20 protein-coding genes are annotated in these 21,074 nt (G+C 51.0%); 9 read left to right on the top strand and 11 right to left on the bottom strand.

Going from position 1 to position 21,074, the window contains the following annotated elements; genetic code table 11:
- Window positions 1–630: 630 nt before the first annotated feature.
- The 5 genes from H6F80_RS18110 to H6F80_RS18130 all read right to left on the bottom strand — a co-directional run bounded on the left by H6F80_RS18110 (window position 631) and on the right by H6F80_RS18130 (window position 7,050).
- Window positions 631–4,098: a plasmid replication protein, CyRepA1 family gene (locus H6F80_RS18110; RefSeq protein ID WP_347277895.1), complete on the bottom strand. Its 3,468-nt coding sequence runs from the start codon at window positions 4,096–4,098 to the stop codon at window positions 631–633.
- Between the two features lie 648 nt (window positions 4,099–4,746).
- The gene (locus H6F80_RS18115) at window positions 4,747–5,646 is read right to left on the bottom strand and encodes an EamA family transporter (protein ID WP_199296662.1); all 900 of its coding nucleotides are present in this window, start codon (window positions 5,644–5,646) and stop codon (window positions 4,747–4,749) included.
- Between the two features lie 85 nt (window positions 5,647–5,731).
- Window positions 5,732–6,382: a methyltransferase domain-containing protein gene (locus tag H6F80_RS18120; RefSeq protein WP_190792923.1), complete on the bottom strand. Its 651-nt coding sequence runs from the start codon at window positions 6,380–6,382 to the stop codon at window positions 5,732–5,734.
- Between the two features lie 17 nt (window positions 6,383–6,399).
- Window positions 6,400–6,624, bottom strand: a complete 225-nt coding sequence (locus tag H6F80_RS18125; RefSeq protein WP_190792924.1) for a hypothetical protein — start codon at window positions 6,622–6,624, stop codon at window positions 6,400–6,402.
- 246 nt (window positions 6,625–6,870) lie between these two features.
- Complete coding sequence (locus tag H6F80_RS18130; RefSeq protein ID WP_190792925.1) at window positions 6,871–7,050, bottom strand: hypothetical protein; 180 nt, start codon at window positions 7,048–7,050, stop codon at window positions 6,871–6,873.
- A gap of 16 nt (window positions 7,051–7,066) precedes the next feature.
- On the opposite strand from H6F80_RS18130, the gene H6F80_RS18135 reads away from it, so the two are divergent.
- The 5 genes from H6F80_RS18135 (at window position 7,067) to H6F80_RS18155 (ending at window position 11,215) form a co-directional block, all read left to right on the top strand.
- Window positions 7,067–7,975: an SMP-30/gluconolactonase/LRE family protein gene (locus H6F80_RS18135; protein WP_190792926.1), complete on the top strand. Its 909-nt coding sequence runs from the start codon at window positions 7,067–7,069 to the stop codon at window positions 7,973–7,975.
- 102 nt (window positions 7,976–8,077) lie between these two features.
- Entirely contained in the window at window positions 8,078–8,764 is a 687-nt protein-coding gene (locus H6F80_RS18140) for an ATP-dependent Clp protease proteolytic subunit (protein WP_190792927.1), read from the top strand.
- 26 nt (window positions 8,765–8,790) lie between these two features.
- A complete protein-coding gene (locus H6F80_RS18145) occupies window positions 8,791–9,456 on the top strand; it encodes an ATP-dependent Clp protease proteolytic subunit (RefSeq protein ID WP_190792928.1) in 666 nt (221 codons plus the stop codon).
- Window positions 9,457–9,493: 37 nt separating this feature from the next.
- The gene (locus tag H6F80_RS18150) at window positions 9,494–10,099 is read left to right on the top strand and encodes an ATP-dependent Clp protease proteolytic subunit (protein ID WP_190792929.1); all 606 of its coding nucleotides are present in this window, start codon (window positions 9,494–9,496) and stop codon (window positions 10,097–10,099) included.
- A 381-nt stretch (window positions 10,100–10,480) separates the two neighbouring features.
- Window positions 10,481–11,215, top strand: coding sequence for a J domain-containing protein (locus tag H6F80_RS18155; RefSeq protein WP_190792930.1), 735 nt, complete (start codon window positions 10,481–10,483; stop codon window positions 11,213–11,215).
- A 26-nt stretch (window positions 11,216–11,241) separates the two neighbouring features.
- On the opposite strand, the gene H6F80_RS18160 is transcribed toward H6F80_RS18155, so the two are convergent.
- The 4 genes from H6F80_RS18160 to H6F80_RS18175 form a co-directional block, all read right to left on the bottom strand.
- Complete coding sequence (locus H6F80_RS18160) at window positions 11,242–12,339, bottom strand: tetratricopeptide repeat protein (RefSeq protein WP_190792931.1); 1,098 nt, start codon at window positions 12,337–12,339, stop codon at window positions 11,242–11,244.
- Window positions 12,340–12,495: 156 nt separating this feature from the next.
- Window positions 12,496–13,332, bottom strand: a complete 837-nt coding sequence (locus H6F80_RS18165; protein ID WP_190792932.1) for a 16S rRNA (uracil(1498)-N(3))-methyltransferase — start codon at window positions 13,330–13,332, stop codon at window positions 12,496–12,498.
- A 218-nt stretch (window positions 13,333–13,550) separates the two neighbouring features.
- Window positions 13,551–13,742 carry a hypothetical protein gene (locus tag H6F80_RS18170; RefSeq protein ID WP_190792933.1) on the bottom strand — a complete coding sequence of 64 codons (192 nt, stop codon included), beginning with the start codon at window positions 13,740–13,742 and terminating at the stop codon, window positions 13,551–13,553.
- Window positions 13,743–14,175: 433 nt separating this feature from the next.
- Window positions 14,176–16,581: a sensor histidine kinase gene (locus H6F80_RS18175; protein WP_190792934.1), complete on the bottom strand. Its 2,406-nt coding sequence runs from the start codon at window positions 16,579–16,581 to the stop codon at window positions 14,176–14,178.
- Between the two features lie 242 nt (window positions 16,582–16,823).
- On the opposite strand from H6F80_RS18175, the gene H6F80_RS18180 reads away from it, so the two are divergent.
- From H6F80_RS18180 to H6F80_RS18195, 4 genes are read left to right on the top strand one after another with little or no spacing between them, the layout of a single operon-like run.
- On the top strand, window positions 16,824–17,975 hold the full coding sequence (locus tag H6F80_RS18180; protein WP_190792935.1) for an NAD-dependent epimerase/dehydratase family protein: 1,152 nt from the start codon (window positions 16,824–16,826) through the stop codon (window positions 17,973–17,975).
- A 4-nt stretch (window positions 17,976–17,979) separates the two neighbouring features.
- Window positions 17,980–18,276 (top strand): hypothetical protein, encoded by a 297-nt coding sequence (locus H6F80_RS18185; protein ID WP_190792936.1) that lies wholly within the window; start codon window positions 17,980–17,982, stop codon window positions 18,274–18,276.
- 39 nt (window positions 18,277–18,315) lie between these two features.
- Window positions 18,316–19,449 carry a glycosyltransferase family 4 protein gene (locus H6F80_RS18190; RefSeq protein WP_190792937.1) on the top strand — a complete coding sequence of 378 codons (1,134 nt, stop codon included), beginning with the start codon at window positions 18,316–18,318 and terminating at the stop codon, window positions 19,447–19,449.
- A gap of 1 nt (window position 19,450) precedes the next feature.
- The gene (locus tag H6F80_RS18195) at window positions 19,451–19,987 is read left to right on the top strand and encodes a hypothetical protein (protein WP_190792938.1); all 537 of its coding nucleotides are present in this window, start codon (window positions 19,451–19,453) and stop codon (window positions 19,985–19,987) included.
- A gap of 7 nt (window positions 19,988–19,994) precedes the next feature.
- On the opposite strand, the gene H6F80_RS18200 is transcribed toward H6F80_RS18195, so the two are convergent.
- Entirely contained in the window at window positions 19,995–20,213 is a 219-nt protein-coding gene (locus H6F80_RS18200) for a hypothetical protein (RefSeq protein ID WP_190792939.1), read from the bottom strand.
- Window positions 20,210–20,992 carry an amino acid ABC transporter ATP-binding protein gene (locus H6F80_RS18205; RefSeq protein ID WP_190792940.1) on the bottom strand — a complete coding sequence of 261 codons (783 nt, stop codon included), beginning with the start codon at window positions 20,990–20,992 and terminating at the stop codon, window positions 20,210–20,212. Before H6F80_RS18205 ends, H6F80_RS18200 begins: the two co-directional genes overlap by 4 nt.
- Window positions 20,993–21,074: the final 82 nt, after the last annotated feature.

Here is a 21,074-nt window from a genome sequence, read left to right on the forward strand (position 1 = left end):
TACTAGACGAATTGATCTAAACGAAAAATGAAACTTTACTCTGGATCTGCTGTTTTTGCGAGGACGATCTATAACATTTTGTAAACCTTGCAAATCATCATAATCGCAGGAGCTCGGTAAGTCATTCCCCTAAAAGGGAATCTGCTTTACAGAAAACGGTAAGGGGGCTGACGGCTTTTCGAGCGAGAGAACGGGAGTGAATGTGCTTGATATCCTAAGTAACAATCCCCCCTGCTCCAATTCCGTAAGAAAGGCGGTTGATTTTATAATTTGAACAATTTTTTAAGCGATAGATAGAGCCAGAATCCGAACTGGCACTTGGATTAAAAGAAACAATTAAGAAAAACGATCGCCCTCAATTCCCCCTGATTTAGAAGCTATTGTTCTGTTGCGGGCAAGCTAAACAAGTTCAGAGAAAATGTTCATGATTGCTGTTACAAAACGCAAAGTTCTGGGGATGAGTTGGGAGCGATCGATGATTAACGTGCAGTAGAGACATTTACTGTCCTTCGCCCTTTGCAATATCTAGAGTGAGCAATGCCTGTACTCATTGACTGACCACTAGACTACAAAACCCGGTGGCAATGCCTTGGGTTATACAGCAAAGCTTAAAGAAGCTGCGATCGAATTTCACCTAATGAGCGTTAGTAATTTAATTGCAAGGACTTCATGATGCTGATGACTTGCGAGGGAATCGGGCAATAAGGAATCAAGGGCTATATCAATGTTGATTCTATGACGATAAGAATTCAACGAGGATTGCTTTTGGGTTTTTCCTTGTAACTGGTTTGATCCAGCTTTTGATCGATCGAATTGATCTATATCAGAGGGTGGATCAGGGTCGGCGATCGGAATCATTGAAATCAATGCTGATGTTGCAGCAGGCTGGCTTGCTTCTTTGGTTTCAGTAGTTTCAGTTGCCTGAGCGATCGTCTCTTGGTGCTGCCACTGAGCAAAAATTATGTCTCGTCCGTCCTCAGGTTGGCGATACTGATAAACTCTCAACCCTCCTCGTCGCCCATCTTGTGCCACATCGCGCCCTACACAGGTTAATTTCAACCTCAGTTTGCCTAACAGCGCTTGGATGACCTCGATCGGTTTCATTTTGTTTGAAATCGTCAGGTTGAGAATGGTTTTGATGTCGTGACGGTATTGGTTAGCGCGTTCGTAAAGCTGCTGCACATCGGCATCGGTTGCGCGAACTCGGCGATCGGGATCAAGGAAATTTAGAATGCCTAAAACTCGCAGGGTTTCAACCTGGGCTGTGAGCAGTTTTACGTCCTGGAGTGCTACCTTGCCATTGCCGTGATCGAGGTGTTCCTGTAATTCCTTCAGATCGCGCAACTGCACATAGCTCAAATCGTGACTCAAGTAATAGTGCAGTCGAAGCTGGGCGTACCATCCCTCGTCGTCTTTAATTTTTAGCTCTGGCGTTACCGGAATGGGATAGCGTTGCTGCAATTCATGTTTAGTTTGGGCATAGCGTTCGTCGATCGTCTTCGATCGCTGGTCTTTGAGGCGATTGTATTCTGTAAAAGTCAAATCGACTGCGCTGGAGATTGCCTGTGCTTCTCTGATGCGGCTCTGCTGCTGAATTGCTTTGATTTGTGCAAGGATTTCTGCAATGGTCTGTTTTGCGATCGCTTCATCATTCTGTTCTTGTAACGGTTCGGCTCCAGACAGTTTTAGGACATTGCCTTGGAGGTCTTCCTGAATAATTTGTTCGATCGATTGAGTTTTAGATTTTTCAGTTTGTTGGGAATTAAGCTGTTTGGAATCGAGTTGTTCGATGTCAGGCTGTTCGGTGTCAGGTTGTTCGGTGTCAAATTGCTCAGCATCAAGCGATCGAATGTCAGGTGGCAGGTTCAGGGAATCGTTAGTGATTGTGGTAACTTTGTGTCCTTCCATGACCAAGCCATTGTGAAACTCGTTGCGATAGCTCCACAGCGATAAGTTGACCCGCGCTGCCATTTTTGCCCAGCTTCGCAATGTAATTGGATCAGTCTGGACATCAATATCAAAATCGACTTCTTTCAGCAGTGCAATGTTGTACCTTACCGCTTTTGTTGTGGAATGAATGACATCCTGATAGCTGCAACTGCCGTTACCGACTTTTCGAGGACCAAAGCGTGCTGCCCAAACTAACCGGGGAACTGGCTCCCGCACCCGTGCTAATGCCTGCCGTGATTCTGTGTCGGATGTAACGCCCTGAAAGATGCCGAAAACGGCTTGAAAGTGCCCTTTAATATCGATCGAAATTCCCGTTCCGATCGTTGGTGTTGCCAGCACAATATCGTAGGTGGAAATCACCTGATTCAGCCGCTTCAAAATTTCATAGGCAGGATGTAAAGGGTCGGCAACGCTCTCGGAGTCAATGCGAAGAATGCGCTTGTGCGGGTAGCAAGATTGCAAATAGGTTTCGAGGTTTTTAGAACTCCATTTGCCGCTGACCTTTTGGGAATCTACTGCAATATAAACTGCGCCCTTCTGGATAAACTCGTTCACCTGGGACAGCAGCGGAGCTGGGTTTTTGGTGTCGTAAAACGAGACCGCCCATCCGGTTTCTGGCTTCCAGTCATTGATAACAATCCAGGGATCGATCGATTCATCAACCAATCCTTTCAAATAGTCAATGCTGACATCCGATAAATCGGCATCCTGAGCAATGATCAATCCTCCGCTGCTTAGCACAACCTGCACCAGCTCTCGCAGCGTCTCCAAGATTTTGATTCGATGTTGATAGCAAGTGCTGGAATTGAGAACGTGCCATAACACCTGCTCCACCTCATCTAGAATGACGATCGCGCCTTTCCAATTTTGTGGGTTAAAGCGTGCCTGAGACGTTGGATGGAGTGAATCAATACAAAGTCCATATCCTGATAAATTTTGTAGATTTTGGATCTCCAATCCTTTGATTTCTTCGATCCAATCAATCCCAATATCTTTGCAAATCGCACGTCCGAGCTGAATTCGGTGGCTGATCACCAGCACTTTGCGTCCGGTGCTTGCTGCTTTTTGAATGAGCGGCTGGAGTGCAGTGGTCTTGCCTGTTCCCTTAGCACTTTTGATGCAGGCTAACCCCGAATCAGGATAGGGCAGATCGCTCACATAAGGAGTGTTCAGCGCGATCGCCGCAGGATAAGTCAGTGCCCAAAGTCTTGATGCCAGCCAGAACTGAAGCGGCAGCGCAACCTTATAGAGATCCTCAAAGGATTGCTGCCCGTGCGCGACGATAAAATCATCCACGCCTTTTTGTGAACCGGGCAGCGTGATCACCTGAACCGAGCATCCAGCAGCATCAAGCAGTGTGCCAAGCTTCGTGATTGCCAGGTTGATATTTTTAATGATCTTGGGCTTGGTTTCGTAGTCAAAGCAAATATAAATCGATCGATCGACCGTCGCAAAATAAGCCAGTTCGGGAATAAGCTGCTGAGTTTCTTTGCGATAGCCGCTGAAAATTCCTGGCAGGGCGATCGCTGCATATCCCTGCGTCAACAAGCAACCTGCCTTCTTTTCCCCTTCGGTGACGATAACGGGAATATTCCACTTCCAGACCCAGCACCAGAATCCGCAGGGGCGATCCGCAGGGGTGATCGGAGTGTTGTAGCGTTGAGCAACCTTATCCCAGATCGACTGCGGTACATCCAGCAGAACAAGGCGACTAGACCCAGCACCGAGCCGGGGACTGAGGTATTTTGCGGGTTTGCCTTTGGTGCGATCGAGCACAGGCGTTGCAGCATCGGGTTTGAAGCGTCCCCATGCCATGCGCTGCCAGGCGTTGAAAGGGTCAACTCCGCTCACCCACCAGCCGCGCAGATGCGATCGGGTTTTCTGTCCAAATCGGGTAATGTTCCAGTTCAGTCGCTCGGCGATCGGAAACAGGCTCTCTGCGTAGCCATTGACGGCAGTATCAATCAGCGTTTCGACATTAAGCGCAATAATGCCGGGGTCAACTCCGCTATCCAACCACTCTTGAACATGGTCTGCTGCGGTCTTGTGACTCCAACAACTTGTCTCAATCGATCGTAAATTTTGCAGGCTTTTAATGTTTGCCTGATTGCTTGCCTGATCGTTTACCTGATCATTTAACCCGATCACAGAATCATCCTAATTGCGATCGGATCGGTTATATCAGACTCAAAAATTATAGTTCGCCTTGAGATCGCCGCATTTGTAATCAACCTGATTACAAAACTATCTTCTTAAAAGGACTCAACGCCTTATTCTGTCGATCGTGTCCGCTGAGATCAGAGGGGGGGATCTAGAAAGTTGAGGGGCAGGGATCTAGAAAGTTTGGGTCAGGGATCTAGAAATTCTTGTAATCATTTTGGGGGTGTAGTTCTAGAGCCTTTTGTAATCACAGGCTTGGGGGCAAGGTTCTAGACGGCTTTGTAATCATACCGGGTTGGTGCAACCTGAAACCCTTGCAACATCAGGAAGAGCGGCTCAGGAACCGTTGTAATCAGCTTAGAGATAGAGTGGATTTTGCGGGAAATGGGAAAGGGTTCTGGGAAGTGTTGTAATCAGTTTGAGCTGGAATCGTGAAGAAGGGATGGGGATAGGCTCCTAGAAAAACTGTAATCACAAATTAGGAATCACAAATTAGGGTTAGGGTTCTAGAGCCGCATGTAATCAGGAAGCCGGGTAGACAACCTGACTATCTTTCTTCAAGTCTCAAAGATGGGCTTAAATTCTCAAAGACAGAACCATGACGAATCGCTCCCGCTCTAACCCCTTCTGATGATGTTAATTGCGATCGAACGACTGCTGATGAGACTGCTGAATTTGCAGGGAAGTGACTGCCGCCAGAATCAATCCGCTACCTAGAATTTGCAGAACGGTGAGCGTTTGACCCAGCAGGAGCCAGGCGAGAATTGCTGCTATTACGGGTTCCAGCGTTGCGGCGATCGTGCCCCGTTCCACCGAGACTTGCTGAATGCCCCAGCAAAGCAAACAAAACGGAATCAGCGTGCCCCCAATGCCCGTGAACACAATGCCGGGAAGATTGCTGGGCTGAAAGACTGCCTCTGGAACGCCCTGGCTGAACTGAACGCCTAGCCAGAACAAGCTGGAGATCAAAAAGCCGCGAAACATCACCCCGATCGCCCCGTAATCATGCACCATCGCTTCGCTAAACAGGGTGTATCCGGCAAAGAAAATCGCGCTGAGAACTGCCGCAATCAGCCCCAGTGTATCGAGCTTGAGTTCACCCGCACCTACACCCGACACCAGCGCAACCCCCAGCAGCGCAATCCCCGCCGCGATCAACATGGTGAGGTCGGGCAGTTTTTGCTTCCGAAGGGCACTGGTTAAAACCACGATCGCCGGAGCCGTGTACTGAATCACCAGCGCGATCGCCACCGAGAGCCGATCGATCGCCACATAATAGGTAAACGTCACCATTGCCAGTGAGATTCCTAAACCGATCGATCTCGTATCCCACTTCAGTTTTTGCCCTCTCCAGGTGAGGACTGCTAAACCAATCACCGCGATCGTTGCCCGCGCAGTCGCAAGCTGAACCGGAGTCACCCCCGATCGAAACAGATTGCTTGCCACAATTGCCGCCACTGACCAAAGAAAAGCTGCCAGTGCGATCGCCGCCAAGCCTAACCCACCCGATCGAGGGGTGGTAAGAGAGTTTGACAAAATCGTTGCCTCGTATCAGGAGAAGTTACTCTTCACCATAGAAGAAATCCGAGGCGAATACCTGCCGAAACCTGAGCGACTTAACCTAAGTGAGTTTACGAAATGCCAGCGCGATAAATGTATAGTCCCGGTTGTACCAGCTTACGGGTGGCTCTTGACAGGCAGGGAAGGCAGTTTCTTGAATCAGGCTGAGTCCGTGTGGTTGGGCGAGATCGATCGCCTCCTGAATCTCCTCTTTTGAAAAAATCTGCCAGGACAGCCCAAAGGGCTTGATCGCGGAATCAATCGGAATTTTAGTTTCCCAGTAGTCTGTGGTAACAAACAAGATGCCGTTGGGTTTGAGCAGCCGATCGGCTTCTGCAAAGAAAGCGTCTAAATTTACACCATGTTCAATCACGGAAATACTGGTCAGAACATCATAGGCGGCATCTGCAAAAGGTGTGTGCATCAGATCGCCCTCAAAAAGCTGATAGCGATCGGAGACTTGTGGCTCCTTGATGTGCAGATCAATTCCGTGCAAATTTGTGAACCCCAGTGCTGCTAAAAAGTTCAATGTGCAGCAGTCACCGCAGCCCATATCGAGAATGCTGATCTGGCGATCGAAGGGTTCAATAAGCTGAGCTAGCAAACCCTGATCCCAGTTTTTTTGCGGTGTCAGGTGGGTTGGTAAGCCTCGTTGCTGAAGCTTTTCCGTTACCGCTTGCACCGTTTGCCAATCAGATAAAACTTGAATCACTGCCGGTTTCCCTCACCCTACGACTGACCTAACTGATCCTGGTAATAGGATTGCAGCATCATCTCCAGCTCATCCTCTGAACAAATCTCGACCAAATCCCCAAATACTTCCAGCAGTTTCGCTGCCGTATCGCCCAGCGTCGGACTCATGCCCCACACATCCTGCACCCACTCGTCAGGCGGATCATCAGCAAAAATCAGACGCTCAAGGAGCTGTCGGGCTTCAGATTTAGAGATCGGCATAGGATTTGTCAATAAAACTTGCTAGCAGTAGAAAAATTGGTTTGTATGGATTCTACCGACTTCTCGATCGCCTCAATTACCCCCAAAGAGAGAACTCAGAGGGATGGATTGCTAGGTCGATCGCTAGCCTGCTTTTACAGGAAGTTATGTGAGAATTTTCTAACAAATGGGCAAGCAACGGCAGAAACTAGCCGATTTTCCAGGATCAACATTTTGAGAGATTCGCTAAGGTTGCACTAGTCTCTACTAGGAGGAAAGCAGGCTCATGAGCAACAGCGGACTAAACAATAAAGCTGGATTAATTACAGGCGCAAACAAGATAGGCGCAAATAGGGCAGGTTCAAACAAGACAGGCGCAAACAAGAGATTTAGTTCTGTTCTGGCTTCTTGCTGGGCTTCAGTCGTTTTGTCTGGCGTAACGCTCATTGCTTCAACCCCACTCTTGCTCCGACCTGGTTTCGCCCAGTCCGCCCAATCCTCAGTGCAGCTTGTTCCTGCCCAAACGCTGGCAAGCTACCCGGAGGGATCGTTTCTAGAGAGCATTGTGATCAATTCGTCTGGAACAATGTATATCTCTCGGCATGAAACGGGGGAAATCATTCAACGATCGCCCAACGGAACGCTTTCAACTTTGGCAGCCATTTCTAACGGAATGATTGTTGGATTAGCCCTGGATAGGGACGAAACGCTGTACGCCGTGGGAGGGCAAAAAGAACAGCCCCTGAAAACGGTTTATCGCATCGGTGCAGCCGGTTCAATGGAGCCGCTGATGACCATTCCTGACGCAAAATTTCTCAATGGTATGACGCTACTTCAGCCCGGAGTATTTCTGGTGGCAGATAGCACGGTTGGAGTCGTGTGGCGTGTGGATGTTGGAAGTCGGACTGCAACGGTTTGGTTGCAAGATGAATCGCTCAGCCCACAAACTCCCGATAGCCGCTTTCCCGGCGCGAATGGGATCAAGATTTTTGACGGTGCGGCTTACGTTTCTAACTCCGATCGCAGACATATTATGCGTGTGCCAATTCAGGCAGATGGAGCCGCCGGACAGCCCGAATTATTTGCATCAGATACGTTCGCTGATGATTTTGCCTTTGCCCCAGATGGCACCCTTTATCTTGCAACCCATCCGACAAACACAGTGGTTGCATTTTGCCGTGATGGAAGCCGTCGTGTGATTGCAGAGGCAGCACAGGGAGTCGTGGGCAGTACAGCCGTTGCGTTTGGTGTAGGAAGCGATCGTAACCACCTCTATGTCGTGAGCAATGGGGGTGTTTTCGCTCCCCTTAATGGAGAATTGCAGCCTGCAAAGCTGGTTCAGCTCACCCTAAGTGAATCGGTCTGTCGCTAGGGACGATCGGTTATCCCTAATTCGCCACAACCCCAGGACTGAACCGATCCCCAGAGGTTCACGATACTATGGTAGAAATAAAGCCGCGCTCAACTGCACGCTATGTCACCGATTAAAGCTGTTCAATCGACTTATTACGGAGGAGATTCCTTTTACCGGACTCCGCCGCCAGACCTCCCTTCCCTGCTGCTGAAGGAGCGGATTATCTATCTCGGCTTGCCGCTGGTGTCGTCTGATGATTTTAAGCGACAGATGGGCGTCGACGTGACCAAGCTGATCATTGCTCAGTTGCTCTATCTGCAATTTGACGATCCCGATAAGCCGATCTATTTCTACATTAACTCTACCGGAACTTCCTGGTACACCGGAGACGCGATCGGCTACGAAACCGAAGCATTTGCCATCTGCGACACGATGAGCTACATCAAGCCTCCGGTTCACACCATCTGCATTGGTCAGGCGATGGGAACTGCCGCCATGATTCTCTCTGCCGGAACAAAGGGCTTCCGCGCTAGCTTGCCTCACGCCACGATCGTCCTCAACCAGCCGCGTACAGGCGCACAGGGTCAGGCAACGGATATTCAAATTCGGGCAAAAGAAGTGCTGGTGAACAAAGCCGCGATGCTTGACATCCTGGCTCACAACACAGGTCAGACTTCAGAAAAGATCGCCAAAGACACCGATCGGATGTTCTATATGACTCCAGCAGAAGCGAAGGAATATGGACTGCTCGATCGAGTTCTGGAAAGCGTTAAAGACCTGCCGAAACCGATCCCTGCTCTGACCTAACTGGCAAACTTTATTGGCAAAGCTCTATGTCCGTTGATCCTATTTTGCGCGTTCCCTATAACATTCCGGGCAGTCCGAACTGGCAGTGGGTTAACATCTACACGCGCATGAGCCAGGAGCGGATCATTTTTCTGAATCAGCCGATTACGGACGGTTTAGCAAATTCGATCGTCTCGGCACTGCTCTACCTGGACTCCGACGACCAGAACAAGCCCATCTACCTCTATATCAACTCGCTGGGCGACCCGCTTGCCGCAGGCATGGCTTCGATCACGGCAGGCATGATTTCGGTGACGGCGGGGCTGGCAATCTACGACACGATGCAGCACATCAAATCGGAGATTATCACGATCTGTATGGGTCAGGCAGTCGGAATGTCTGCGCTCTTGCTGTCTTCGGGAACCAAGGGTAAACGCGCAAGCCTTCCCCACGCCTCGATCGCCCTGATGCCCACTCGCACCGGAACTCAAGGACAGGCAACCGATATTGAGGTCACTGCCAGAGAAGTGCTGGGCAAGCAGTCCCTGATTCTAGACATTCTCTCGAAGAACACCGGACAGCCCGTTGAGAAACTTGCTAAAAACACCGATCGCATCTTCTATATGACGCCTCATGAGGCAAAAGAATACGGACTGATCGATCGCGTTGCCGAAAGCAATAAAATTGCTCAACCCCAAGCTGCCCTGGTGTAACCCACTCACCCATCCACACCCCTACCACACATCCCCTATGCCCATTGGAATTCCCAGCGTCCCCTATCGCCTCCCCGGAAGCTCCTACGAGCAGTGGATCAGCATTTACGAACGGCTGTTCCGGGAGCGGATTATCTTCCTAGCTGAAGAAGTCGATGATGCCATTGCGAATGCGATCGTCGCCTATATGCTCTATCTCGACTCCGAAGACCAGAGTAAGCCAATTTATCTCTATATCAACTCGCCCGGTGGTTCTGTCACCGCAGGCATGGCAATCTACGACACGATGCAGCACATCAAGTCGGAAGTCGTTACTATCTGCGTTGGTCTGGCTGCTTCGATGGGGGCATTTCTCTTGACTGCAGGCAACAAAGGCAAACGGCTCGCCCTGCCCCACGCTCGCATCATGATTCACCAGCCTCTCGGCGGCACGGGGCGCAGGCAGGCAACTGATATCGACATCGAAGCTAGAGAAATCCTGCGAACCCGGACTCGTCTGAATGCGCTGATGGCGTATCACACAGGCAAACCCGTTGAGCAAATTGAGCGGGATACCGATCGCGATAATTTTATGTCGGCTCAAGAAGCGAAAGAGTACGGGCTGATCGATCAGGTGATTGAAAGCCAGGCACTTGTTCGATAAGGGATTGTTGGATTCGTCTCAGAAGTCTTACATTGTCCCCTGAATCCCCCAATTTTGGGGGACTTTGAGTTTTTAAAGAGAATTACGTTCTGCTTAGTTCTACTTTGAGGGGGGCTTTTGTAACCACAGGTCATTGGCATTATCCAATTGCCTGGTGAACTGCCTTCTAATTTGCGATTTTGGTACCTGCGATTTTGGGAAAACCGATCGTTCAAAGCTTCCTGGGGCGGTAGGTTTAGGGGTTAAGATCAACCTTCTTTAGCGATTCGATCGATTTTTTGAAAGAAATAAAAAGCGGGATTTCACTATCAAGGTCTATCTATTTCCCGCAGTCAGTGGCAGAATCGAAGTAACTCTGCCTTTTTTGTATCGTTGTTCCCAATGGAATTGGCTGATTGCTATCGCGTACTGGGCTTGAGGAAGGGTGCTTCTCACGACGAAATTAAATCGTCTTATCGTCGTTTGGCAAGACAGTATCACCCAGATGCTAATCCGAGCGATCTAATCTTTGCGAAAGAAAAATTTATTCAGCTGACCAATGCCTACCGATTGCTGATTAATGCCGTTCCCCCAGGTCAGTCTGATACGCCCACCGTTGACTTGAAGCGAGGGCGCGAGCATGCCCAGAGTGGAACGGCTTTCAGGCGGCAAACTCGATCTGGGGCTCAATCATCCACTGCCAAACCATCGGGTCGAACCTCTGCTAAACCCACTGCCCACCCCGATCGCCCTACAGCAAACAATCTTTCTGAGCCTGCCGCCGAAAACTCTGCCCCACCTTCACCGCTGCAGAATGACCCCAATTTATCCGTTGTCGATCGCAAGCTGAAGGAACGAATCTACGAGCAGCTTCAGCAGCTTTTGCGCGATCAGCGGTTTGCAATGGCAGTGACGGTGATCGAAGGTTTGGCGCAGCGATTGCCTAACGACGTGGAAGTTCGGCAGTGGCAGGCAATTACCTATCAGCGGTTTGGACGATACCTGATCAATGACAAGCAGCCCGACAAAGCCCGGATTTACCTGCAAAAGGCACTCCGCACCGATCCTCAGAATCGATCGCTCTGGTATGAGGTCGATCGGGAAATGCGCCGAATAGACCAGATTGAAGTGCTTTGATCCCCCGAATTCTATCGCCCGAATTCTTAAGCCGATCGCTTCGACTTTTGCTCAAACACCAATCCGCTATAAAGCTGAAAGGCAGTATCCCAGGCAGTCGGGGCTTGGCGAAATAGATCGATGTGGGAAGGCAGTCGCACCATTGCCAGAGACTCGATCGCACTTTCACCAAAGGCAGGAAAGTCAGACCAGACCGGGACATTCCCCAGAGCAGCCTCGATCGATCGCACAAGCTGATTCCACTTCAGGCGATTGCTCGTCAGGGGGGTCGATCGAACTGCGTCAAACGGGGCAGCTTCTTGACCCTGCTCAAATTGATAGCTCCAGTCGCCAAAGCGCAAAATGCTATTTCGGTGCGGCAGATGCAGATCAAGCACCTGAGCGTAGTCCTGCGTTTGTTCTTTTCGGACGAGCTGATTGTGGATGTTTTTATCCACGACCTGTTCAAAAATCGGCAGTCTACCCTCGACTCGACCCGCAACTTCTGACCAGTTAAACCGCAAAGCCCCTTTCTGGTTCGTCTCACTCTGGCAAATTACCGTTGCCTGCTGCGAAGTAGATTGAAGCGACTCGACTCGAAATACGCGAATTCTTTGAATGGCAGTCAGCGGAAGCCAAAATACGGGAATTTCGGCGGCAACGAGCTGTTGACCCCATTCTTCTAACTGGTCGATCACCCCCAGCCGATAAAGCCGCCAGCCGCGACTGGGCAACAGTAAACGTGCCGCATAAGTATCCAGCCGCATAATGCGGGCAAAGTTTTGGGCAGCGGTTTGTCGTGCCTCTGGGGAAATGGCTTCTAGCACCAGTGCTCCGTTCACTGGATTCGCTAAATCAGCTTTTGCTTCTGCGATCGTCGGATGAGACGGAGTCTGATGAGCCTCGGCTTCTAAACGGTGTAAGCCCTGCCGCGCCTGAAGCGCAATTTTGGGATGGGTAGTGTCTCGCAGCAGTGTACGATAAATCTGCTCTGCCGAGGCAAACTGACCGCTCACTTCCTGAAGCCGCGCTACATAAAGCTTCACCCAGGGGTGATCGGGAGACTGCTGTTGCAGTTGCTTCACCAAACGGGCAGCCGTTTCATAATCCTGACGGGCAAAGGCAGCAGCCACCTGATCGAGCATGAGCAATAATCCCTTTAGATCTAATGGGAAAATCCCTTCTTTAGCAGTGTAGCGGACGTATTAGGGCTACGGGGCATTCACAAGTCGATCGTGCTAACGTTCCAGGTTTTGCAGTCAATCCCTCATTCATAATGAGCTTTAAAGCCTAAAAGAGAGCTAGATTCCGTCCAGAATTGACTCGTCAAGGGAGCGGTTTGGGTGATCATCCTTCTCTAAATCTCTTACAACCAACTCGTTTGCTTCTATCACAGCCCCCACCAGCGATAAAGCCACGATCGGCGCGGTGACTGCCCGCAGAATTCGTGCCCCCAGCGACACGGGCTGATACCCTGCCCCGACCGCCTCCTGCACTTCAGCTTCAGTCCATCCGCCTTCGGGACCGATCGCCAGCGTCACAGCCGGGAGCGGATTGAGTTGATTGATTAGTTGAGATTCCAGGTAGGAGAGCAAATGAGGACGGTTGCTTTGCAGTTCCCCAGAGGGGGAATCGCCTCGCGGTTCGCAGAGGTAGCAGCCTGCCTTCTGCCACTGTTGTAAAGCTTCTTGCCAGCGATGGGGCGGCAAAATGGCGGGAACGATCTGTCGTTCAGACTGTTCGGCGGCTTCCTGGGCAATGCGCTGCCAGCGATCGAGCTTTTGCGGACTGGGATTGAGCAGGCTACGAGCACTCAGGATCGGAACAATCTGGCTTACGCCCAGTTCAGTCGTTTGGCGAACAATGTCATCCATTCCAGTTTTGGGCAAGGCAATCAGCAGCGTTACAGCGATCGGCAGCTCGGTTTGTACTGAAATTGGCTCCAGCAAATCGGCTTCTGAACCCGCTCCTCGTAGAGCCGCAAGCCACCCATGACCTGCCCCATCCATTGCAATAAAACGATCGCCAGCCTGCAAGCGGAGCACCCGCCCCAAATAATGCTGCTGACGATCGGTTAATAGAATTCGATTGGCTTCAATCTGACTTGGAGAAACAGCAAGACGCTGAAGCTGAGTCATGTAGGGAATACAAATAGACGCGATGAGTTAGGGTGGCAGAAATGGAATTTGGCTTGGTTATTGGTCATGAGCCGTTTGAACAGGCGGTAACTCGTGGCGAGTAACCGATAATAATTCTATCTGCCGTCTAATCTTATCGAATTGACTGGAAAATGGACGTTCTTTCCCAGTAATCAACGACCATTCCCACGTTACTAAACACAGTTTTTCCTGGCAATTTAGTAACTATCGTCTCCGGCAATGCGATCGCCAGATTGAGATTCAGTGCTTTGAGCAAGAGCCGCGATTCGGATTGCTTGCCACTGTTGAAACAAGTCCTGATTCCATTCGCTGTTACGGTAGCGATCGATCGCCTGTTCGAGTTCCTGAAGGGTTTGTGGAATGGAAACCGAACGAATTGAATCAAGCATCGGTCAACCTCCTGAATTGGATTGCTTACTGTTCTAAGGCAGAACGGTTTGGATGCCCCTATTATGACTCCGATTTTATGAAAGGTATTTGATGATACAAAACTATTTTCGGTTATTTGTATGAAATTTTAATCAAGGTTGGGCGATCGTCCGTAGATTCAATGAGGGATAAAGGCGGAATTCTCAGTGAAAATACGAATAGAGAGACTGAACCTGCACTTTACTTGCCCTGGTTCTTGTTCTGATCAGAGCCTGTTTTGTTGGAGCCTGTTAGAGAAGCGACAAATCTCCTACGGTGCCTCCTAAAGCATTGCCCCCTAAAGCCCCCATCAGAAACCGTGGATACGCCAGCCTGGAGAGCAGGGAGACAGGTTGGGCAACGATCGCTACTCCTCAAACCTTTTCTGAGGATTAACTTCTTGGGATGAACTGCCTAGAGCGAACTGCCTTGAATTGGCAGAGTAAACCAAAACTGTGATCCGGTTCCCGGACAGCTGGTTACGCCCATTTTTCCTTGATGTGCCTGGATGATTTGCTGACAAAAGGGTAGTCCCAAACTTAGCCCGATCCGCTTGCGCTCGTCGCAGCGACCCAGCCGCAGGTCAAACAGTCGATTGCCCTGGTCTAAGGGAATTCCCTTGCCGTTGTCGGTCACGGTGCAGAGCAGGTGTCCGGCTTCGATGCCCGCCTGAATGACCACTTTGATTCCGGGCGGATTGTGTTTTGCAGCGTTGGTGACAAGCTGATGCAGGACGCGCCGCATCTTATCGCGATCGATTTTCACAGCAGGCAGATCGGAGGGAATGTGTTGGCACAGCGTTACCTGATTTTGCAGCAGGATGGGTTCGCTTTCTTCGATAACCGATCGCACCAGATCCGCTAGATCGACCTGCTCCCAGTGCAGCACCACGTCCTGCGTCTGGTTCTGGTAGACCTCCAGCAGCATATTCAGCTTGCTTAACTGCACCTCACCCGACTGAATCATGCGCTCTAACAGCGATCGGCTCACTGAAATGGCATCTCCGGGCTGTTTTTGCAGCGTTTGCAGCACCATCAGTGTTCCCATCACGGTGGTTCGCAGGTCGTGCGATACAGCGTGAATCAGCACATCGCGTAACTGGTTGAGCTGCTCCAGTTCTGCCATGTTGTCCTGAAGCTGAAGCGTTCTTTCCGTGACTTGCTGCTCCAGGGTGGCGTTGAGCGACTGCACCTGTTCATAAAGCTGGGACTGCTGAATCGCGATCGTGACCTGCGTTCCAAGCTGTTCGATCAAATCAATTTCGGTCTGCTCCCAGTGGCGCGGAAAACTGCACTGATTCACAATCAAAATGCCAAACAGACAGGGTTGATTTTGAGCCACAGACTTATTCGGGGGAATCTGCCCTGGAGAAGACTGAGGGCAAACGCTAGACTGTGCATCTACAAACAGCGGCACGGCAATTCCAGCTTTCACCCGATAGCGATCGTGATAGCTCTGAATAAACGGAGAGGCGTTAATCGATCGGGTATCATCTATCACGCTGATCGGGCATCGTTCAAACAGGTCTTGCAGTTCGGCATAAGTGCTTGGTGCAGTCGTCCATTGCTCTGCGGATGCCCAGCCAGGGATAACTGATTCGGCAACTACTCGTCCGCCGCCATCGGAGTCAAACCGACAAATAAAGACGCGATCGGCTTGAAGAAACTGCCGCACTTCCTGCACGGTGGTATTGAGAATGGTGCTTAAATCCAGCGATCGACGAATTCGGAGGGCCATTTCGCCAATCAATCGATTTCGTTCTGCGGTGAGCTGCAACTGTGCCTCTGTCTGTCGCCGCTCTGCCATTGCTGCCGCCAGAATCAGGGCAGTAATTGTGACGACGCCCATAAACGCCTGAAGCAGCAATACCACCTGACTCGAATCCTGTGCCTTGGTCACAAACGGACCCAACCCGGACACCGTGCCCCCGATTGCAATCGCAGACAGCAGCAAACTGGCAATGATAGTGTAGGTCTGCCCCAGCCGCAATGCTGCCCAGACCACGAGCGGAAACGGCGCGTATTCCAGAGGATATTGAGCAATCGCCTCGGTCGGACGGGAATAAAACACAAAGGCACTGATCAAAATCAGCAGCCCTGCCCAGATACTTTGCTCTAGCGCAGACTCCGCCGCAAAAAACTTCTGAATTCGATCGGTTGCTCTGCGAAGGTCATTCCTCTGAAGCGGCTCTGCGGAAAGACTGTGAAGCGGCGGTCTTGCGGTAAGGCAGTGCGCGACGTTTAGCAATAGCGGTGTAAAGACCAAAATGCCCATTCCATCCCCCAGCCAAACCGTCCACCAGTTGCGGCTAACCTGGCTCCAGTCAAGATAACCCACACTGTAAGCCATCAAGGAGCCGATCGTCGCATTAACCAGCGGTGGAATCAGAACGCCCTGCGCCACAAAATGGAGTGCATCTCGCGATCGATCAAGGGTTAAGCTCACCCTAAAGCGACGCAGCAGGTAAACGCCGACCAGAGCTTCCAGGGTGCTTCCAGCAATCGACCCCAGCGACAGCAGCCAGGGAGCCGACAGCGAGTAATTCAGCAGCAAAGCACCTAGCGCAACCCCAAGCCAAACTCGTTCGCCAAACCACAGCAGTGCGGCTAGGGCAATTCCAGCTGGAATCCAAAGCGGTGAGGCATCGACTTGCAGATTTAAAAGTCCAAGGCAGAGTTGAGCCGTCCAGCAATAAAGCAGGGCGATCGACCCAATCACTAGCCAAAAATTCCATCTCAACAAGTGATAAAAACGATGGGAAGAGCTTGCCGTAATATCTACCACCTCAAACGCATCCATTGCTGATGGGCAGGTTTGCATCTGTTTCTGCTAACGCTGATCGTGCCGCTGGAATGATGCTAATGATGCTTCAGTGAGTGCTCAAATTTCTGAAGTTCTGCATCTTTGCCTAGCGTGGCTCACCTGCCCTGATTCCTACTTCCCCCAGGCGGATGAACTGATTGGATTTGCCTTCTGTATAAAGACCAGGTGAAGATTAGTGTCGAATTCTGTCACCAAGAATGGTAGATTTAGCGGAGTATCCGTAAGCAGATCAACTCAGCATGAAAGTCCTAGTTATTGGTGGCGATGGCTATTGCGGTTGGGCAACCGCGCTCTATCTGTCAAATCGCGGCTACGAAGTCGCTATCCTCGACAACTTGATTCGTCGGCATTGGGACAATGAGCTTTGCATCGAAACCCTGACCCCGATCGCCTCCATCCAACAACGTATTCAACGCTGGAAAGACCTCACAGGCAAAACGATCGATCTCTTCATTGGCGACATCAACAACTACGAGTTTCTCAAGAACGCCATGCTGCGGTTTGAGCCAGACTCGGTCGTTCACTTTGGCGAACAGCGGTCGGCTCCTTTCTCAATGATCGATCGCGAACACGCCGTGTTGACTCAGGTGAATAACGTTGTCGGCACGCTGAATCTGCTCTACGTGATGCACGACCATTTCCCCGACTGCCACCTGGTGAAACTGGGCACAATGGGCGAATACGGAACCCCCAATATTGATATCGAGGAAGGCTACATCACGATCGAGCACAACGGTCGCAAAGATACCCTGCCTTATCCGAAGCAGCCCGGCTCGTTCTACCACCTCAGCAAGGTTCACGATTCGCACAATATCCATTTTGCCTGCCGGATTTGGGGTCTGCGTGCGACTGACCTGAACCAGGGGGTGGTCTACGGTGTGCTGACCGACGAAACGGGCATGGACGAAATGCTGATCAACCGCCTCGACTATGACGGCGTATTTGGAACGGCACTGAACCGCTTCTGCATTCAGGCGGCGATCGGACATCCGCTCACGGTCTACGGCAAGGGCGGACAGACACGCGGCTTCCTGGATATTCGCGATACCGTGCGCTGTATTGAATTGGCGGTGAACAATCCTGCCGATCGCGGTGAGTTTCGCGTGTTCAACCAGTTCACAGAACTCTTTAGCGTTGGCGATCTGGCAAACATGGTGCAAAAGGCCGGAACCTCAGTGGGCTTGAAGGTCGAAATCAACCACCTGGAAAACCCCAGAGTCGAAAAAGAAGAACACTACTTCAACGCCAAAAATACCAACCTGCTGGATCTGGGCTTGCAGCCGCACTTCCTTTCCGATTCGTTGCTCGATTCACTGCTTAACTTCAGCATCAAGTACAAGCAGCGTGTAGACGAAAATCAAATCCTGCCCAAGGTGAAGTGGAAAGGCTAACCGCATGGGTTTGCGAGTTTGGGTACTGCTGCTGTTTGCGGTACTGCCCGGTGTATTCTTTGCTGGTATAAGTGCCTATTGGCTGTTTCCCGACTGGGCACAGCTTCAGGTAAGCCAAAAACGCTATGCCGAACTTGCAAATCGCCCTGCTGTGACTGCAACAGATCTCATGATTGCCGAGGCCGCCGAAAACCGACACCGCATCAACTGCTTTGCTGAGGGCGTTGGAGTGTTGTTAGGCAGTACAATTTTGGCGATCGGCATTCACGGAATTTGTACCTTGCCCGATCGATCGCGATAAATTTCTGTTCCCTGAGTCCTGTCTTCACATCATCACCCTATGAAGATCGCCCTCTTCACCGAAACGTTTCTACCCAAAGTTGACGGCATTGTGACGCGCCTCAGCCACACGGTTGACCACCTGCAACGGATGGGCGATCGGGTGCTGGTGTTTTCCCCCGAAGGCGGGCTCTCTGAATATCGGGGCGCCAGGATCTGCGGTGTTCCGGGCTTCCCTCTCCCCCTTTACCCCGAATTGAAGCTGGCTCTGCCCCGTCCCTCGATTCGGCAGGCGTTAGAAGACTTTCAGCCTGATCTGATTCACATTGTTAATCCCGCAGTGCTGGGACTGGGTGGCTTGTACTATGCCAAATCGCTGGAAGTACCGCTTGTTGCTTCCTACCACACCCACCTACCAAAATATCTGGAGCATTACGGGCTGGGAATGCTGGAAGGGTTAATGTGGGAGCTGCTGAAAATGGTGCACAACCAGGCACAAATCAACCTCTGCACCTCGACTGCAATGGAAGAAGCCCTCACCAGTCATGACATTGAGCGGGTGGAAGTCTGGCAGCGCGGCGTCGATACTGAACTCTTTCGCCCAGATCTTGCTAGCCAGGAAATGCGATCGCACCTCTCACAAGGAAACCCGGACGCGCCTTTGCTGCTCTATGTGGGGCGACTGTCGGCGGAGAAAGAAATCGATCGCATTAAACCCATTCTGGAAGCAATTCCCAACGCAAGACTGGCTCTGGTGGGCGACGGCCCTTATCGGCAGGATTTAGAGCGAATTTTTGCCGACACGCCAACTCATTTTGTGGGATATCTCACGGGCGAATCTCTGGGAGCAGCGTTCGCTTCATCGGATGCGTTTATCTTCCCTTCCCGCACTGAGACATTAGGACTGGTTTTACTGGAAGCAATGGCGGCAGGCTGTCCCGTGATTGCAGCAAACGCAGGCGGCATCCCCGATATCGTTACTGACGGGGTAAATGGCTATCTATTTGACCCAACCGATGATCAGGGGGCGATCGTCGCCACGCAACGCCTTCTCGCCAACCGGGAAGAACGGGAACTGCTGCGCCAAAATGCCCGCCAGGAGGCAGAACGCTGGGGTTGGGCGGCCGCGACTAGACAACTTCAGGGCTTTTATCGATCAGTGTTAGCCGCGCATTCGCTTCCCTCAGCAGCGTAGCATGGTATTTTTGGCCGCAGAATTATTTAGCGCAGGCAATCTGGAAACGCTGAAGCTGTTACTGCCTCTTGCCGGATCGCTGCTAGGAGTTTTGCTGACAGGGGCGATCGGTCTAGCAACCTACTCTTGGCAGGAAAATACCAAACGCAAGTCGGAACTGGTAGAGCGGCGACAGAAGCTGTATGAGGATCTGAACAGTGCGCTGTTTGGGCTGATCCTGGCAAAGGCGATCGAGGACCGGCGACGCATTCTGGCAGAAATCGAAAAGGGCTGGCTGTTTGCTTCTGATGAAGTGCTGGCAGCCCTATTTAAGTATATGGAGACCTACGATCGCCACTGGACAACAGCATCAGGAGACATCCAGAAGCTGATTCGCGAAGACGAAACTGTGCGGCGCGATATCGAACAGGGCATGGCAGAGATTTTCCTGGCAATGCGGCGTGATTTGCGCGATACTCGCCTTTCTGATGCGATGGCAAAGAACTATATGCACTTTTATAACTGCGGGATGCTAAGCCAGGAATCTGATGCACTTTGAATCACGACTATCCACCAAACTCTGATTTGCCCAGCGAAGAAGCAAGAGGACATTGATAGCGCGTCACAATCATTGTTGTAGACAACTGCTCATTAAGCGCCCCAGAAATTTTCATCGCTGAATCACGATCTAAATCTATATCAAACTCCAGACTTTGAAGGCTTGCAGAACTCAAAGTCCCCCATAATTGGGGGATTTGGGGGGCTAAAACACCTGAAATCTTCAAGAAACAGTTTGCATCTGATCCTGGCGCATCCTCTGCAGGAAGGTCTTGAGTCGATCGCTTTGGGGGTTGGTCAGCACGGCTCTGGCATCGCCTTCTTCGGCAACTCGTCCCTTATCCAGGAACATGACGCGATGAGCGACTTCGCGGGCGAATTGAATTTCGTGCGTCACGACCACCATTGTCATGCCATTTTCGGCAAGCTGCTGCATTACGGCAAGCACTTCGCCGACCAGTTCTGGGTCGAGAGCAGAAGTTGGTTCGTCAAATAGCATAACGCTGGGTTCCATACAAAGCGATCGGGCGATGGCAACGCGCTGCTTCTGTCCGCCAGAAAGTTCGTCGGGATAGGCGTCTGCTTTCTCCGACAGTCCGACTTCTTCCAGGTAATAGTGCGCCCGCTCCACGCACTCGCGCTTGGGTCGTCCTAAAACTTGCTGCGGAGCCAGCGTCAGGTTGTGAACCACCGACAGGTGCGGAAACAGGTTGAACTGCTGAAACACCATGCCGACCTGCGAGCGAAGCTGCCGAAGCTGGCTACTGCTCAGGTTGGGATGGGAAAGATCCATGCCGTTGATCTCAATTCGTCCGCCGTTAATGGTTTCTAAACGGTTGAGACAGCGTAGCAGTGTACTTTTGCCGCAGCCCGAAGACCCGATCACAGCAAGGACTTCGCCTCGGTTGACATATCCACTAATGCTTTTGAGAACTTGAAGAGCACCAAAGTTTTTTTCAACTTGGTCGAATTGAATTGCGCGGGTAGCTGTCAGGCTATTTGTCATAACAATTACTCAAATGGGTTCACTCAAACCTACGGCAGAAGCAATTTGGACTTTAGACGGAGTAAAGTTTTTTGCTATTAGA

Origin of the sequence: Leptolyngbya sp. FACHB-711, from assembly GCF_014695615.1 — a bacterium.
Taxonomy (GTDB): Bacteria; Cyanobacteriota; Cyanobacteriia; order Elainellales; family Elainellaceae; genus Leptolyngbya_A.